This is a genomic window from Haloplanus sp. GCM10025708, assembly GCF_042663985.1.
GTDB lineage: Archaea > Halobacteriota > Halobacteria > Halobacteriales > Haloferacaceae > Salinirarus > Salinirarus marinus.
The window spans coordinates 1,959,194-1,974,958 of the sequence record NZ_JBHSZA010000011.1 but is presented as its reverse complement, the minus strand read 5'-3'; the positions used below and the strand labels follow the sequence as shown (position 1 = coordinate 1,974,958).

The following is a 15,765-nucleotide window of genomic DNA, read 5'->3' as shown; positions in this document are numbered from 1 at the left end:
TCGAGCGGGGAGACGCGCCGCGTTTCTACCAACTATCGTTCAATCATACAATGAGTTCGACAGATGCAGATTACTCGGGGTGGCAAACGGCGCTCCGGCGACGGTTCCGGCGTGGGCGGGAGTTCGCCGACGAGGCCGGGCCGTCGGCACTCGCGACGGTGTTACTCGGGACGGGGAGTCTGCTCGCCGCCTTCGTCGGCTTCCTGCTCGTATCGTCACTGACCGTCGTCCCCGTCGCCGTCTTCGTCGTGACTGCGGCGTACGGCTACGGACGCCACCAGGAACTGACCGTCAGGGCCCTCACCCTCGCGACGACGGCTTCGACGATTCTGATACTCACGCTCATCACGGTGTTCATCTTCGTCGAGGCGTGGCCGACGGTAGAGTACGCCAGCGTGGAGGTGTTCGGCGTGAGCGTCCCCGGCCTCCGCCTGTTCGTCCAGACGAACTGGGACGCGGTTTCGCCGCCCATTCGGTACTCGATGGTGCCGATGATCCACGGGACGGTGATGGTGACAGTCGTCGCGACGCTCGTGGCCGGTCCTCTCGGCGTCGCGGCGGCGCTGTTTCTCAGCGAGATCGCGCCGCCGCTCGTCCGGGAGGTTGTCAAACCCGGCGTCGAGATCCTCGCCGGCATCCCCTCCATCGTCTACGGCTTCGTCGGCTTCACCGTCCTGAGTCCGTGGGCGTCCGACCAGTTCGAACTGCTCGGCCAGGGGACGTACCTGTTCGTCGGCGTCGTGGTCGGTCTGATGGCACTTCCGACGGTCGTCTCCGTCGCCGAAGACGCCCTGAACAGCGTCCCCGAGTCGATGAAAAGCGGGTCGCTCGCACTCGGAACGACCGACTGGCAGACCATGACCTCGATCACCCTCCCGGCGGCCTTCTCGGGCGTCTCGGCGGCCGTCCTGCTGGGCGTCGGGCGCGCCATCGGCGAGACGATGGCCGCGACGGTGATGCTCAAGGGAGTCCCGAAGCTCACGAAACCGCTGTACAACGCGTTCTACGGACAGGAGACGCTCACCTCGCTCATCGCCCGGAACTACGGCGAGGCCGACGGCCTGCAGATGAGCGCGCTGTTCGTCGCCGGCGTCATCCTCTTTATCACCGTGCTGCTCATCTCCGTCGGGTCGCAGTACGTCGAGGCCCGGATGCGAAGCAAACTCGGGGGTGAGGCCTGATGGCGGGCGCGACGCGGAGTGCGCTCGTCGACGAGGACACGACCCACACCGACGCGGTCGCGGCCGTCGCCGCCGGCCTCGCCACGCTCCTGTTCGCCGTCGGCGTCGTGGCCCTGTTCGACGTCGTAAGCCTCACGGACCCGATCGCGGGCGTGCCGGTCGTGACGCTCGTCGGCGGCCTGCTCGTCCTCCTCGGCGGCGCGGTCGTCAGTTTCGGCGTCGGTTCCCGGCTCGGCTTCGTCGCGACCGACCCCCGACCGACCGCCGGCCTGATCGCCGCGACGGCGTTCGGTCTGATCTGGTTCGTCGTCGGCGGCCTGGTGGCGTCACAGACGTTCGGCCTCGGAACCGTCGGCTGGACGGCCGCTGCCCTCGTCACCGGTGGCGGCGCGTTCCTGCTGACGGCGCTCCCGCGCGAGGACGTCGGCTCGACGCTCCCCGCTGGCGCAGTCACCCTCCTCGCTGGACTCGTCTTCCTCGGCGGCGTCATCGGGCCGTCGTGGGCGTGGAACCTCGGCTGGGCACAGCCGGCGTCGTTCACCGCGGGGTTCGTCGTCCCCACCCTGACGCTGTTCTGTGCGCTCCTGTCCGGGTGGGCGTCCGCGAAGGCGTACGGCGGCTTCGGAGCCAGCGGCCGGCACGCGGGCGCGTACCTGCTCGTCTACCTCAACGCCCTCGCCATCGTCGGCGTGCTGTTCGCGCTGGTCGCGTTCACCGTCGTCGAAGGGCTCCCCGGACTGCTCCGCGAATTCACCGTCGGCCTCGGGGCGGGGCCGGAGTCGACGATCGCCCTCTTCGGCAGCGAACTGACGTTCACCTGGCCGTTCGACTGGCCGTTCGTGATGAACGGCGTCGGGTTGTTGAACGACGTCAACGGCGTCCTGCCCGCCATCGTGGGCACCATCTGGCTGGTCGTCGGTGCGGTGCTATTTGCCGTCCCGCTCGGCGTCGGTGCCGCCGTCTTCCTCACCGAGTACGCCGAGCGCGGGCGGTTCACGCAGGCCGTCGAAGTCGCCACCAACGGCCTCTGGAGCACCCCGAGCATCGTCTTCGGCCTGTTCGGCTACGCCTTCCTCATCCCGCGGTTCGGCGGCGGGAAGTCGCTGCTCTCGGGGATGCTCACGCTCGGATTCATGCTCCTCCCGCTGGTCGTCATCACGAGTCGGGAGGCGATGCTCGCGGTGCCCGACCAGTACCGGGACGCGAGCGTGGCCCTCGGCGTCACCAAGTGGCAGACCATCCGGAGCGTCGTCCTGCCGGCCGCACTCCCCGGCGTCGTCACGGGCGTCATCCTCGGCGTCGGCCGCATCGCCGGCGAGACGGCCCCCATCCTCCTGACGATGGCGGGCGGCGTCTTCGTCCCCGGGAGTCAGACGGCCGACGTCGTCGGTGGCTTCGAGTTCACGGCGTCGCCGCCGTTCGTGGCGAACCCCGAACTCCTGCAGGCGACGTCCGCGCTCCCCTACCAACTGTACGCGCTCATCACCGCCGGCGTCGGCGCGTCGGGGAACGTCGGCAACCCGGACCAGTTCAAGTGGGCGACGGCACTGGTCCTGCTCGTCGTCGTTCTCTCGTTTTACGCCGTCGGCATCGTCACGCGCTACTACTTCCGCAGCAAACTCCACGAATGAGCGAAACGACACAGTCCACGACCGAACGCAGTACAGACCAGCCGCTCCAGACGACGAACGGCGAAACGGCAGAGGAGGCCCGCTCGGAGTGGGTCGACTACCAGTTCGACGGCCAGGCGAAACTCGCCGTCGAGAGCCTCGACGTCCACTACGGCGACGACCACGCCCTCAAGGACGTCTCCATCGAGATACCCGAAGAGAGCGTCACGGCGCTCATCGGGCCGTCGGGCTGTGGGAAGTCGACGTTCCTCCGGTCGCTCAACCGGATGAACGACCGAATCGAGTCGGCTCGTATCGACGGCTCCGTCGCCCTCGAAGGCGAGGAAATCTACCAGGACGGCGTCGATCTGGTCGAACTCCGCAAGCGCGTCGGCATGGTGTTCCAGGCACCGAACCCGTTCCCGAAATCCATCCGCGACAACGTCGCCTACGGTCCGCGGAAACACGGCGACATCGAGACGGGAGCGCTCGCGAAACTGCTCGGCCGGAGCGACGAGGAACAAGAACGGGAACTCGTCGAGCAGTCGCTCCGACAGGCCGCCCTCTGGGACGAGGTAGTGGACCGCCTCGACGACAACGCCCTCGGTCTCTCGGGCGGGCAACAACAGCGCCTCTGTATCGCTCGCGCGCTGGCGACCGACCCCGAGGTCCTCCTGATGGACGAACCCGCCTCGGCGCTCGACCCCATCGCCACCTCGAAGATCGAGGAACTCATCCACGACCTGGCCGAGGAGTACACCGTCGTCATCGTCACGCACAACATGCAACAGGCGGCGCGCATCTCGGACCAGACGGCCGTCTTCCTCACCGGCGGCGAACTCGTCGAGTACGACGACACGGACGAGATATTCGAGGACCCCGAGAGCCAGCGCGTCGAGGACTACGTCTCCGGGAAGTTCGGGTGAGCCGAAATGCCGACCGCGAACGCGACCGATCCATGTCGATGGTGACGCGCAAGGTCCAGCTCACCGGGAGTTCGACCTACACGATCTCGCTCCCGAAAGACTGGGCCCGCGAACACGGCATCGAACCGGGGATGCAGTTGACGCTCTGTCCCGGCCACGACGGCGAACTCGTCGTCGACGCGGGACAGACGGAGGGTGGACCGTCCCCGACGCTCGATCTCGGGCCCATCCCCGACGACGCCGTCGGCGACGTGATTCGAAGCCTCTACACCGTCGGTGCCGACCGGTTCACGCTGTCGGCGTCGGAGGCGCTCTCCGGGTCGACCCGACGCGCCATCGGCGACGCGACGAGCGCCCACACGGGGCTCGAAGTGACGCGCGAAACCGAGTCGACGGTGGAGCTCTCGACGCCGCTCGACGCCGCCGAACTCGGCATCGAGCGGACGCTCGTCCAGCTGCAGTACGTCGCGCTCTCGATGCAACACGACGCGACGACGGCGCTGGCCGACGGCGACGCCGACCTCGGCGCGCAGGTGGTCGAACGCCGCGACGACGCCCGCCGGAAATACGACCTCGTGAGCCGGTCGTTCCAGCGATCGCTGACCGGTCTCGAAGAACTCCACGGCCTCGACCTCGGCCGTCCCCGCCTGTTCGATTACTTCCGGGCGGCGAGCCGACTCGACCGCGTCGCCGACGAGGCACGCCGCGTCGCCGTCGCCGTCGAACGGGACGAACCGGCGGGCGGCGTCGACGCCTCCGCGGAGACCGCGCGCCGGGGTCGGAATCTCGTCGACGACGCCGTCGAGGCCCTCCTCGACGCCGACGACGCCGTCCGGGCGTTCGAGGTGAAGCGGTCGTGTGCCGACCTGCGCGAGTCGCTGGACCCGAACGCGGCCGACGACCCGTCGGCGCGTCTCGCCGTCGAGTCGATCCGGACCACCGCCGCCTGCGCCGGCGACGTGGCCGCCCGCGCGATGCGGGCGTCGTTGCGCGACCGGTAGAACCGGCCGGGACTGCCACGGGCCTCCCACGCCGCCCGCAGGTCAGTCTCCTTAATTGCGTCCACGACCCAGTGACTGGTAGATGGTTGCCGCTATCGAGACCAGAGACCTCCGCAAGCGCTACGGCGACGTCCGGGCGCTCGACGGGGTCTCGTTGACGGTGCCCGAGGGCTCTTTCTTCGGCCTCCTCGGGCCGAACGGCGCGGGAAAGACGACGTTCATCAACGTCCTCGTCGGCCTGGTGGAGCGGACGGGCGGCGACGCCGCCGTCTTCGGCCACGACGTCGAGCGCGACTACCGGCAGGCGCGCGACTGCATCGGCCTCGCGCCACAGGAGTTCAACGTCGATCGCTTCTTCCCCATTCGGGAGGTCCTCGAACACAAGGCCGGCTACCACGGCATCCCGGCCGACGAGGCGCGAGAGCGCGCCGACGAGGTGTTGAAGCAGGTCGGCATCTACGGGAAACGCGACACCCGCTTCGACTGGCTCTCGGGCGGGATGAAACGGCGCTTCTTGCTGGCGCGGGCGCTCATCACCGATCCCGACCTGCTCGTCCTCGACGAACCCACGGCGGGCGTGGACGTCCAGCTCCGCCACGACCTCTGGGACCTCATCACCGACCTCAACGAGGCGGGGACGACGATTCTCCTCACCACACACTACATCGAGGAGGCCGAGCGCCTCTGTGACGAGGTGGCCATCCTCGACTCGGGACGGGTCGTGGAGGTGGCGAGTCCGGACGAACTGATGGACCGCGGCACCGACACCATCACCGTGACGTTCCGCGACCCGCCGTCGTCGGTGCCCGACGTCGCCGCGGGCAACGGCCACGTCGAGAGCGTCGACCTCGACGACGGCCGCCTCGTCGTCACCGCCCGTCAGGGCGGCCTCCTCGCGCCCGACCTCGTGCGCGAACTCGACCGGGGGGCCACGAGATCGTCGACTTGGACGTCTCGCGCACCTCGCTGGAGGAGGTGTTCGTCGAGATGACGAACGGCCAGGAGAGCACGGGAGGGAGTCGATGAGCGTCCTCCCGGTCGGATTCAAGACGCTGACCCGCCGCGAGATTCTGCGCTTCCTCCGCCGGCCGAAAAACACCTTCGTGCCGCCGCTGGTCACGAACGTCCTCTACTTTTCGGTGTTCGGGGTCATCCTCGGCCAGCGGATCAACGAGATAAACGGCGTCCCGTACGTCCTCTTTATCCTCCCCGGCCTGGTCGTCCTCGGAGCCATCTCCAACGCCTTCGAGAACGCCTCCTTCTCGATCTTCCACGGGCGCTGGAACGAGTATATCGACGAAGCGCTCACGTCGCCGCTCTCGTACACGCAGATGGCGCTGGCGTACGTCGTCGCGGGGGCGACGCGGGGTCTCTTCGTGGGCGTCCTCATCGCTATCGTCGGCGCGGCGTTCACGTCCGTCGGCGCGGCGCGGCCGCTGTATCTGGTCGCGTTCGGCCTCGTCGTCACCCTCCTGTTTTCGGGCATCGGCATCGTCGGCGGCCTCTGGGCCGACGACTGGGACGACCTGACGATGATGAACCAGTTCATCGTCCGTCCGCTGGTGTTTTTCGGCGGCGTCTTCTACTCCATCGCCGAACTGCCGGCGACGCTGCGCGCGGTCTCGCTGCTGAACCCGATGGTCTACATGGTCAACGGCGTCCGCTACGGCTTCGTCGGTCAGGCGGAGGTCGACCCGCACCTCTCGCTGCTCGTCCTCTCGGGGTTGACCGTCGCCGTCGTCGCCCTCGACGTGGCGCTCTTCCGCCGCGGCTACGGTCTCACGGAGTGAGTGTGTGACACGACCGAAAGGTGAAATCGAGTTTTTCGCCTCACGAGCCTATTAACGGATGGGTAGTGACCGCCCGACTGCAGCATGTCTCGGAACACCGGCACCGCGTTGACGAGGCGTCGAACGTACGCCATCGTCGTCGTGGCTGCCCTCGTCGTCGGTGCGGCCCTCGCACCCGTCGCCGTGGAACGGACGAGCGGTCCGGACGGTCGGATCGCCGTCGTCTCCGTCGACGGATACATCTCTACGCAGTCTGTCGGTGCGGTACAGGAAGATCTGCGGGAGGCGAGGGAGAACGAATCGATACGAGCGGTCGTCCTGAAGGTAGACAGTCCCGGAGGGTCTGCGGCCGCGAGCGAACAACTCTACATGGCGGTCCAGCGGACGGCCCGGGAGATGACCGTCGTCGCCAGCGTCCAGTCGACGGGTGCCTCCGGCGCGTACTACGGAATGCTCCCGGCCGAGAACATCTACGTCACGCCCGCCTCGATCGTCGGGAGCGTCGGCGTCCGGGGAGCGCCCCCGCGCCCGTCCCGTCGAGCCAGATACGGAGCGGCCCGGACAAGGCCTCCACGACCGCCGACCAGCGGCGCGCGCAGATCGAGACGCTGAAACGGGCGTTCGTCGGGAGCGTGATGAAACACCGCGGCGACGACCTCTCGATCTCGCGGACAGAGGTCGCTCACGCCAAGGTGTACACCGGCGCTCGCGCCGTCGACAACGGGATGGCAGACCGAATCGGCTCGCTACAGGACGCCGTCCACGAGGCGGCCCAGAAGGAGGGGCTCGACGACTACGAAGTCGTTCGCAAGGAGCCACCGACTCGGCTGGGAATCCTCACCGTCGGCGCGCAAGCGAACGGTACCGTCGTCGTCGATCAGAGTCCCGTCGGGTACGACGGCGTCCGCGCGCCGACGTTCCTGATGGTGTACGGAACGGTCCAGCAGGAAGACGAGGTGATAGGCAATGTCAGCAACTGGCGTCGTGAAGCATCTCGCGGTGTTCGTCGCCGTCGTCGGCCTCGTCGTCGCCGGGGCGGCCGCCGCGCCGCTCGTCGCCGACTCGGGGAGCACGGCACACGCACAGATCACGAACGAACAGTACCAGCCGAACAACATCCTCCCCGACGAGACGGCCGAATCGGGGTCGATCACGATGAACAGCGACGCCGCCGGCAAGACGGTCCTCGTCGACGTCGGCCACGAGAACACCGTCTCTGCGGACGACATCCAGCCGCTCGTCTCGACGCTCGTCGAGAACGGCCACCAGGTGCGGTTCTACCGCGGGGAGCGAACGAGCCTCAACGAATCGCTCCGCGCGGCCGACGCCTACGTCGTCGCCAACCCCCAGCGAGGGCACACGAGCGACGAACTCGCGGGCGTGAAAGCCTTCACCGAGGCGGGCGGGCGCGTCCTCGTCGTCGGCGACCCGCCGGCGGTGCGCGTCAGCGGCGGCCTGCTGTTCGCCAGGCCACAGCAGTCCAGCGCCAAACACACGTCGCTGGCCTCGCAGTACGGCGTCGCCTTCGACTCCGGCTACCTCTACAACATGGCGGAGAACGACAACAACTTCAAGAGCGTCTACGCCACGCCGGACGCGAGCACCGGCCTCAGCGAGGGCGTCGGCCGCGTCGTCATGCGCGGTGTGGCCCCGGTCACGACGGCCGGCGGTGAACGCGCGCTCGTCGGCTCCGAGGGGACGACGTTCTCCGCCACGCGGAAATCCGGCGAGTACGCCGTCGCGGTCCAGAACGGCAACGTCGCCGCCCTGGGCGACTCCGACTTCCTCTCGCGGGAGAACGTCTACGACGCCGACAACGAGGTGCTCGTCGGCAACGTCGCCGACTTCCTCGTGAGCGGCGACAAGAACCCCGGCGCGCCGGCGTCGCCGACCGCGGGAACCGAGGGTCCGGCGCGCCCGCCGACCGGCGATTCCGCGCCCCGTCCGCCGACCGCGGCGTAGTCTCACGGTACACTTTTCTTGCCCCCTCTCGAACGAGTGGATCATGTCGAACGTTGATCTAGACCGATTCACGTCGCGCCGCTCCACCGTCTACGGACGGCGGGGCGTCGTCGCGACGAGCCAACCGCTGGCGGCGGAGGCCGGCATCTCCGTCCTGCGCGACGGGGAACGCCTTCGACGCGGCCGTGGCGACCGCCGCCGCGTTGAACGTCGTCGAACCGACCAGTACCGGCCTCGGCGGCGACGTCTTCGCCTGTTACCGGACCGCCGACGGCGACGTCGGCGGCCTGCGGAGTTGCGGCCACGCGCCCGCCGGTGCGACCCGGGACCGCGTCCGCACCGCCGTCGCCGAGGAGGAGGGCGTCGCCCCCGAAGACGCCGAGATGCCCGACACCGGACCGCACACGGTGACGGTGCCGGGGACGGCCCGCGGGTGGGAACTGACCGTCGAGACGCTCGGTCGGCGAACGCTCGGCGAGGTGCTCCAGCCGGCCATCCGCTACGCCAGGGACGGCTACCCGGTCAGCGAAGTCGTCGCCTCGCAGTGGGAACACGGGGAAGAGCTGTTCACCCAGGACCACGCCCGCGAGACGTACCTGTTCGACGGCGAGTCGCCGTCGGTCGGACAGACCGTCACCCTGCCCGAACTCGGCGAGACGCTGGCGACGATCGCCGACGAGGAGCGGATCCGGTCTACGAGGGGGCCATCGCCGAGGCCATCGCCGGTGAGGTGCAGGCCCGCGGTGGCTACATGACCGTCGACGACCTGGCGGCGTTCGACCCCGAGTTCGTCGACCCGGAGAGCACCACCTACAACGGCGTCGAGGTGTTCGAACTCCCGCCGAACAACCAGGGACCGGTCGTCCTCGAAGCGCTCAACGTCGCCCAGGAACTCGGCGCGGGCGACCACCCTCGGATCGCCGGAGGCGACCCACCGGTTCGTCGAGGCGCTGAAACTCGCCTTCCACGACGGCCACCGGTACATCACCGACCCCGAATACGAGGACATCCCGCCGCTGGCGTCGAAAGCGTACGCCCGCGAACGGGCGGAACTCGTCGGCGAGGAGGCGCTGACCGACGTCTCGATCGGCCACCCGCAGTCGGCCGCCGAAGACGCCGACACCGTCCTCCTGACCGTCGCCGACGACGAGGGGAACGTCGTCTCGTACATCAACTCCCGCTTCGCGGGCTTTGGCAGCGGCCTCGTCGCCGGCGACACCGGCATCGCCCTCCAGAACCGGGGGCGTCGTTCTCGCTGGACGACGACCACCGAACCGCCTCGAACCCGGCAAGCGGCCCTTCCACACCCTGATACCGGCCGTCGCTCGCCTCGACGCCGACGACTGGCTCGCCTTCGGCGTCATGGGCGGCTACATGCAACCGCAGGGCCACCTGCAGGTGCTCTCGAACATCGTCGACTACGACCTGCCCCTGCAGGCGGCGCTCGACCGCCCGCGGTGGCGCTACCGCGAGGACGGCACGCTCGCCGTCGAGGACCGAATGGCGCGACTCGGCACGAAACTCGCGCGCCGGGACCACGACGTGCGCCTCCTCCCGCCGGGCGAGTTCGGCGGCGCACAGATCGTCCGGAACGACGACGGGACGCTCTCTGCGGCCACCGAACCACGGAAGGACGGGACGGCGGCCGGATTCTGACGGATACGCTAGACAAACCGTAGCATATTTCGGCGTGCCGCGTTCCTCTGAAGGTATGTCTCGTGACGACGGGAGGGCACTCGCGCCGGGGCGGCGTGACCTCCTGCGTGTGCTGGGCGGCGGCACGCTCGCCGGCCTCGCCGGTTGTGCGGGTGGTGCCGGTGGCGATGGGGGCTCGGAACTCGTCGCGACCCTCAGCGCCGACGTGAAAAATTACGACCCGACGCAGGCCAACGACACGACGTCGTCGAAGGCGTTCGGGCTGGTCTACGAGACGCTCCTCACCGTCGACTTCGACGGGACTCCCCGGCCGACGCTCGCGACGTCGGTGGAGCGCCTCGACGAACTGCGCTGGCGGCTCTCGATCCGCGAGGGCGTCACGTTCCACGACGGATCGGAGCTGACGGCGGCGGACGTGAAATCGACGTTCGAACGCTACGAGGGGACGCCGCGCGAGTCGCTGGTCTTCCTGTGGTACGACTCGGCGACGATTCGAGACGACTACACGCTCGACGTGACGCTGAAAGAGGGGTACGCGCCGTTCCGGGTCGCGCTCTCGAACGTGCCCATCGTCCCCGAGGCGGCGGCGACGGACGAACTCGACCTGTCGACCGATCCCGTCGGCACGGGCCCCTATCGGTTCGCGGCACACGAACCCGACTCGCTCTTTCGCCTCCGGAAACACGACGACTACTGGTTCGAGGGCGACGGCGACGTCCCGGCGACGCCCCCGATCGACACCCTGACGTTCCGCATCGTCGTCGGCCAGTCCGAACAGCTCGCGGCCCTGCGGGGTGGCGACGTCGACCTCATCAACACGCCGCCGGCGTCGGCGGCGGCCGATCTGCGCGACTCCGAGGAGTTCACCCTCACGTCACACGTCGCCGGGGGTACGATCTGCTCGTCTTCCCGCTCGCGACCGAACCGTACACGAACCGGAAGATCCGCCGGGGCATCACCCGTCTGGTCCCCCGCGAGGAGATCCTCTCGTCGGTCTTTCACGGCGTCGGCCAGCCCGCGTACGCCCCCATCTCCCCTGCTGGAGGAGTACGCCTCCGAGTCGTTCCAGCGGGAGATGCGGGACCAGTACTCGGGCTACGACCCCGACAGGGCGACGGAACTGCTCGCGGCGGGGTTCGACGAACTCGGCCTCTCGACGCCACACGAGGCCCGCATCATCGTCAACCAGAACCCACAGCGGGTGAAGTTCTGCCAGCTGATCGCGGCGGAGTTGAACGCCACCGAGTTCTTCGAGACGTCCGTCGAGCAGTTCGAGTGGAACACCTACACGGGGAAGGTGCTGACCGGCGGTTCGAACGAGACGGACGCGATGATGGCGCTTGGCTGGTCCGGCGGCTGGGACCCCGACGACTACGTCCGCAACCTGTTTTACAGCGACCAGCGGACGCCCGCCTGCTGTAACGCCGCCCACTACTCGAACCCCGAGGTCGATCGCCTCCTCGACGAGGGCCTCGCGACGTACGACGTCGACGAACGCGAGCGCATCTACCGCGACGCCCAGGAGCGGATCGTCGCGGACGCGCCCGTGATCTTCGTCCGGTTCGCGCGGCGAATGGAGGCCTACCGCAACGACCGGGTGTCGGGGTTCGAGACGTATCCCCTGGACGGCGAGGAGTTCGCCGGCATCTACGCGCCCTCGGCAGGCGTCTACACCGAGACGAAATGACGCTCCGTCGCTACGTCGTCAAACGGGCGTTGCTGACGATTCCGATCCTGTTCGGCGTCTCCGTGCTCACGTTCGCGCTGGTGAAGCTCCTGCCGGGGAGCGCCGTCGACTACATCCTCCAGTTCCAGGACGCCACGCCCGCGTTGCGCGCTCGCCTCGCCGAGCAGTACCACCTCGACGACCCCGTCTGGGTGCAGTATCTGCTCTGGCTCCGCGACGCCCTCACGCTCCAGTTCGGCGAGTCGCTCATCTCCGACCGGAGCGTGTCGGCGGCCGTCGTCGGCCGGCTGCCCGAGACGCTCGCGCTCGGCGCGCTCGGGCTCGTCGTCGCCCTCGCCGTCGGAATCCCGGCGGGCGTCGTCGCCGCCGTCCGGAAGGGCGACCTCGCCGACGAGGCGAGTCGCGTCGTCGCGCTCCTGGGCATCGCCACGCCCAACTTCTGGCTCGGCATGTTGCTCATTCTCGTCTTCGGCGTCTACCTGAACGTCGCCCGCGTCATCCCGCCGCTGGCACCCGTTTACGCCCCCGAGTCGCTCCGATTCCTGCTCCTGCCGGCCGTCACGCTCGGCACCGCCTCGGCGGCGCTGCTGATGCGCCTGACCCGGTCGTCGATGCTCGAACAGTTGAACGAGGGCTACGTCCGCGCCGCGCGGGCGCGGGGCTGTCCGAACGCACCGTCATCGTGAAACACGTCCTGCGGAACTCGCTGAGCGCCGTCGTCACCGTCATCGCCCTCCAGATCGCCTTCCTCGTCGACGGTGCCGTCGTCGTCGAACAGGTGTTCTCCTGGCCCGGCATCGGGCGACTGCTCGTCCAGGCCATCCACCAGCGCGACTTCCCCGTCGTGCAGGCCGTCGTGTTGCTGATCGCGACGGCCGTCGTGCTGGCGAACCTCCTCGCCGACGTCGTCTACTCGGTGCTCGACCCCCGGATCAGATACTGATCATGACACGCGAACCGACGACCGAACGCGGACGCCTCCGGGTGCGTGGCTTCGACGCCGACGCGACGACCGACGTCGACTGGTCGCCCGACCGCGGCGGGCGAACCGCGAGTCGCCGGGCGCGCGCGTGGCGACGGTTCAGCGGGAACCGGACGGCCGTGGCCGGCCTCGTCGTCGTCGTGGCCCTCCTCGTTCTCGCCGTCTTCGCCCGCCCGATCGAGGTCGCGGGTGTCACCGTCCAGCCGTTCGCGCTCGCGCCGTACGCCCCCGCGACGACCGACGTCGCGCCCGCGAGCCAACCGCCCTCGCTCGCTCACCCCTTCGGCACCGGCTGGGCCGGGCGCGACGTCCTCTCGCGCGTCCTCTACGGCGGGCGGTACAGCCTCGCCATCGGCGTCGTGGCCGTCGCCCTCGGCGTCGGCGTCGGCGTCCCGCTTGGTGCGGTCGCCGGCTACGTCGGCGGCTGGGTCGACGAGGCCATCATGCGCCTCGTCGACGTCCTCTATGCCTTCCCCTTCCTGGTCCTCGCCATCGCCCTCGTCGCCGTCTTCGGACAGGGCTTCTGGAAGCTCGTCCTCGCGCTCGTCGTCGTGGGGTGGATCAGCTACGCCAGGCTCGTCCGCGGCGAGATCCTGCGCGTCAAAGAGGAGGAGTACGTCCTCGCGTCGCGCGCCCTCGGCGTCCCCGACCGGTCCATCCTCGCCCGCCACGTCGTCCCGAACGCCATCGCGCCCGTCGTCGTGCAGGCGACGCTCGACGTCGGCACCGTCGTCCTCTCGGCGGCGGCGCTTGGCTTTCTCGGCCTCGGCCTCCCGCCGGGGACCGCCGAGTGGGGAGTATGCTCTCGGCCAGCCGCGACACGCTCATGCAGGGACAGTGGTGGGTGACCGTCTTCCCCGGCCTCGCCATCTTCCTGTTCGTCCTCTCCATCAACCTCGTCGGCGACGGCGTCCGCGACGCCATCGACCCGCAGGGCGACTCCAGACGGGAGGCCCGGTGATGGCGCTGCTCGAAGTCACCGACCTCGACGTCCGCTTCTACACCGAGGAGGGCGTCGTCCGGGCGGTGGACGGCCTCAGCTACGAAATCGAGCGCGGGGAGCGACTGGGCGTCGTCGGCGAGAGCGGGGCGGGCAAGACCGTCGCCGGCCTGGCGGTGCTCGGCCTGATCGACGCGCCCGGTCGGATCGAGGGCGGCGAAGTGCGGTTCAAAGGCGAGGACCTGCTGTCGGCGTCCGACGAGCGACTGCGCGAGGTGCGCGGCGGCGAGATCGGCATGGTGTTTCAGGACCCCGAGGAGGCGCTCGACCCCGTCTACACGGTCGGCGAACAGGTCGCGGAGACGATCCGCGCCCAGACCGACCTCGCCGAGTCGGCGATCAGAGAGCGGGCCGTCGAGACGCTGGACCGCGTCGGCGTCCCCGACCCCGGGAGCGGTACGGCGACTACCCCCACCAATTCTCGGGCGGGATGCAACAGCGGGTGGTGCTGGCGACGGCGCTGGCCTGTGATCCCGACCTCCTCGTCGCCGACGAACCGACGACGGCGCTCGACGTGACCATCGAGGCCGGCATCCTCGAACTCTTAGACGACCTGGCCGACGAGTACGACCTCGCGGTGCAGTTCGTGAGCCACGACCTCGGCGTCGTCGCCGAGACGTGCGACCGGGTGGTGGTGATGTACGCCGGCCGGGCGGTCGAGCGCGCGCCCGTCGAGGACCTCTACTACGACCCAAAACACCCCTACACCGCCGGGCTGATGGCGTCGGTTCCCCGCCTCGGAGCCGACAGGGACCGCCTGCCGACCCTCCCAGGGTCGATGCCGGACCTCGTGGACGTCCCGCCCGGGTGTCGCTTCCACCCCCGGTGTCCGTTCGCCGAGGAGGCCTGTACGAAACGCGAGCCGCCGCTGGTCGACGCATCCGAAACGGCGGCCGACGCCCGCGCTGACTCCCACCAGGCCGCCTGTCTCGCCTACACCGGCGACCTCTCGGGCGACCTCGACTTCGAGGTGGAGGTGCGAGAGTGACGCTGCTTCGCGCCCGGGGCCTGACGAAACATTACCCGACCGAGGAGGGATTGCTCGACCGATTTCTCGGCAACAGACAGTGGGTCCGGGCGCTGGACGGCGTGGATCTCGAAATCCGCGAGGGCGAGACGCTCGCGCTCGTCGGCGAGTCCGGCTGTGGCAAGAGCACGCTCGGCCGAACCCTCCTGCGGCTGGAGGAACCCACCGCGGGGTCGGTCTATCACCGCGGCGACGACCTGACGTCGCTCTCGACGGCCGAGATGCGGGCTCGGAGAGCCGACCTCCAGTACGTCTTCCAGAATCCGACGTCGAGTCTCGACCCGCGACACACCGTCGGCGAACTGGTGGGCGAGGCGCTCGACGTCCACGGCGTCGCCCGCGGGCGAGAGCGGGACGACCGGGTGCGGGACCTGCTGGAGACGGTCGGCCTGCGGGCGAGTCACGCGAACCGGTATCCACACGAGTTCTCGGGGGACAGCGCCAGCGCATCGGCATCGCGCGCGCTCTCGCCGTCGACCCCGAGCTGATCGTCTGCGACGAACCCGTCAGCGCCCTGGACGTCAGCGTACAGGCCCGGATTCTGAATCTGCTGGCCGACCTGCAGGCGGAGTTCGGCCTCGCGTACCTGTTTATCGCACACGACCTCTCGGTGGTCGAACACGTCGCCGACCGCGTGGCGGTGATGTACCTCGGCGAACTCGTCGAAGTCGGGCCGACCGAAGCGGTGTTCTCGCCGCCGTACCACCCCTACACGCGGGCGCTGCTCTCCGCGATTCCCGAACCCGATCCCCTGTGGGAGGGCGACCGGATCGTCCTCGACGGATCGGTCCCCTCGCCGGTCGACCCGCCGCCGGGGTGTAAGTTCCACACCAGATGTCCCGTCGCCAGCGAGGACTGCGGCGAGTGGGAGTCTCACCCCGACCTCGAATCGGTCGGCGGCGATCACGCCATCGCCTGTCCCTACTACGACCGCGTCGAGTCG

General features: G+C 69.1%; 8 protein-coding genes and 7 pseudogenes. All 15 read left to right on the top strand.

Going from position 1 to position 15,765, the window contains the following annotated elements; all coding sequences use genetic code 11:
- The first annotated feature begins 50 nt into the window (after positions 1-50).
- Complete coding sequence (gene pstC / locus ACFQJD_RS14200) at positions 51-1,181, top strand: phosphate ABC transporter permease subunit PstC (RefSeq protein WP_379799085.1); 1,131 nt, start codon at positions 51-53, stop codon at positions 1,179-1,181.
- The gene (gene pstA, locus ACFQJD_RS14195) at positions 1,181-2,812 is read left to right on the top strand and encodes a phosphate ABC transporter permease PstA (RefSeq protein WP_379799083.1); all 1,632 of its coding nucleotides are present in this window, start codon (positions 1,181-1,183) and stop codon (positions 2,810-2,812) included. The genes pstC and pstA overlap by 1 nt, the downstream gene beginning before the upstream one ends.
- Positions 2,809-3,717, top strand: a complete 909-nt coding sequence (gene pstB / locus ACFQJD_RS14190; RefSeq protein WP_379799080.1) for a phosphate ABC transporter ATP-binding protein PstB — start codon at positions 2,809-2,811, stop codon at positions 3,715-3,717. Before pstA ends, pstB begins: the two co-directional genes overlap by 4 nt.
- On the top strand, positions 3,714-4,718 hold the full coding sequence (locus tag ACFQJD_RS14185) for a PhoU domain-containing protein (RefSeq protein ID WP_379799078.1): 1,005 nt from the start codon (positions 3,714-3,716) through the stop codon (positions 4,716-4,718). The genes pstB and ACFQJD_RS14185 overlap by 4 nt, the downstream gene beginning before the upstream one ends.
- An 82-nt stretch (positions 4,719-4,800) precedes the next feature.
- Positions 4,801-5,744, top strand: a pseudogene (locus tag ACFQJD_RS14180) (ATP-binding cassette domain-containing protein).
- A complete protein-coding gene (locus tag ACFQJD_RS14175) occupies positions 5,741-6,508 on the top strand; it encodes an ABC transporter permease (protein ID WP_379799076.1) in 768 nt (255 codons plus the stop codon). The pseudogene ACFQJD_RS14180 and the gene ACFQJD_RS14175 overlap by 4 nt, the downstream one beginning before the upstream one ends.
- An 84-nt stretch (positions 6,509-6,592) precedes the next feature.
- Positions 6,593-7,120, top strand: coding sequence for a S49 family peptidase (locus ACFQJD_RS14170; RefSeq protein ID WP_379799074.1), 528 nt, complete (start codon positions 6,593-6,595; stop codon positions 7,118-7,120).
- A 23-nt stretch (positions 7,121-7,143) separates the two neighbouring features.
- Positions 7,144-7,236, top strand: a pseudogene (locus tag ACFQJD_RS14165) (S49 family peptidase); the annotation flags it as partial.
- 238 nt (positions 7,237-7,474) lie between these two features.
- Positions 7,475-8,470, top strand: coding sequence for a DUF4350 domain-containing protein (locus ACFQJD_RS14160; RefSeq protein WP_379799072.1), 996 nt, complete (start codon positions 7,475-7,477; stop codon positions 8,468-8,470).
- A 43-nt stretch (positions 8,471-8,513) separates the two neighbouring features.
- Positions 8,514-10,126, top strand: a pseudogene (locus tag ACFQJD_RS14155) (gamma-glutamyltransferase family protein).
- A gap of 55 nt (positions 10,127-10,181) precedes the next feature.
- Entirely contained in the window at positions 10,182-11,813 is a 1,632-nt protein-coding gene (locus tag ACFQJD_RS14150) for an ABC transporter substrate-binding protein (protein WP_379799070.1), read from the top strand.
- Positions 11,810-12,756 (top strand): annotated as a pseudogene (locus tag ACFQJD_RS14145) (ABC transporter permease). Before ACFQJD_RS14150 ends, ACFQJD_RS14145 begins: the two are co-directional and overlap by 4 nt.
- A 2-nt stretch (positions 12,757-12,758) precedes the next feature.
- Positions 12,759-13,756, top strand: a pseudogene (locus ACFQJD_RS14140) (ABC transporter permease).
- Positions 13,756-14,783, top strand: a pseudogene (locus ACFQJD_RS14135) (ABC transporter ATP-binding protein). Before ACFQJD_RS14140 ends, ACFQJD_RS14135 begins: the two co-directional pseudogenes overlap by 1 nt.
- Positions 14,780-15,708 (top strand): annotated as a pseudogene (locus ACFQJD_RS14130) (ABC transporter ATP-binding protein); the annotation flags it as partial. The pseudogenes ACFQJD_RS14135 and ACFQJD_RS14130, both read left to right, overlap by 4 nt.
- Positions 15,709-15,765 lie beyond the last annotated feature (57 nt).

What these genes read in the sequence shown, in the direction of transcription:
- pstC (WP_379799085.1), top strand. Translation starts at nt 51, where the DNA reads ATGAGTTCGACAGATGCAGATTACTCGGGGTGGCAAACGGCGCTCCGG.
- pstA (WP_379799083.1), top strand. Translation starts at nt 1,181, where the DNA reads ATGGCGGGCGCGACGCGGAGTGCGCTCGTCGACGAGGACACGACCCAC.
- pstB (WP_379799080.1), top strand. Translation starts at nt 2,809, where the DNA reads ATGAGCGAAACGACACAGTCCACGACCGAACGCAGTACAGACCAGCCG.
- ACFQJD_RS14175 (WP_379799076.1), top strand. Translation starts at nt 5,741, where the DNA reads ATGAGCGTCCTCCCGGTCGGATTCAAGACGCTGACCCGCCGCGAGATT.
- ACFQJD_RS14170 (WP_379799074.1), top strand. Translation starts at nt 6,593, where the DNA reads ATGTCTCGGAACACCGGCACCGCGTTGACGAGGCGTCGAACGTACGCC.
- ACFQJD_RS14160 (WP_379799072.1), top strand. Translation starts at nt 7,475, where the DNA reads ATGTCAGCAACTGGCGTCGTGAAGCATCTCGCGGTGTTCGTCGCCGTC.
- ACFQJD_RS14150 (WP_379799070.1), top strand. Translation starts at nt 10,182, where the DNA reads ATGTCTCGTGACGACGGGAGGGCACTCGCGCCGGGGCGGCGTGACCTC.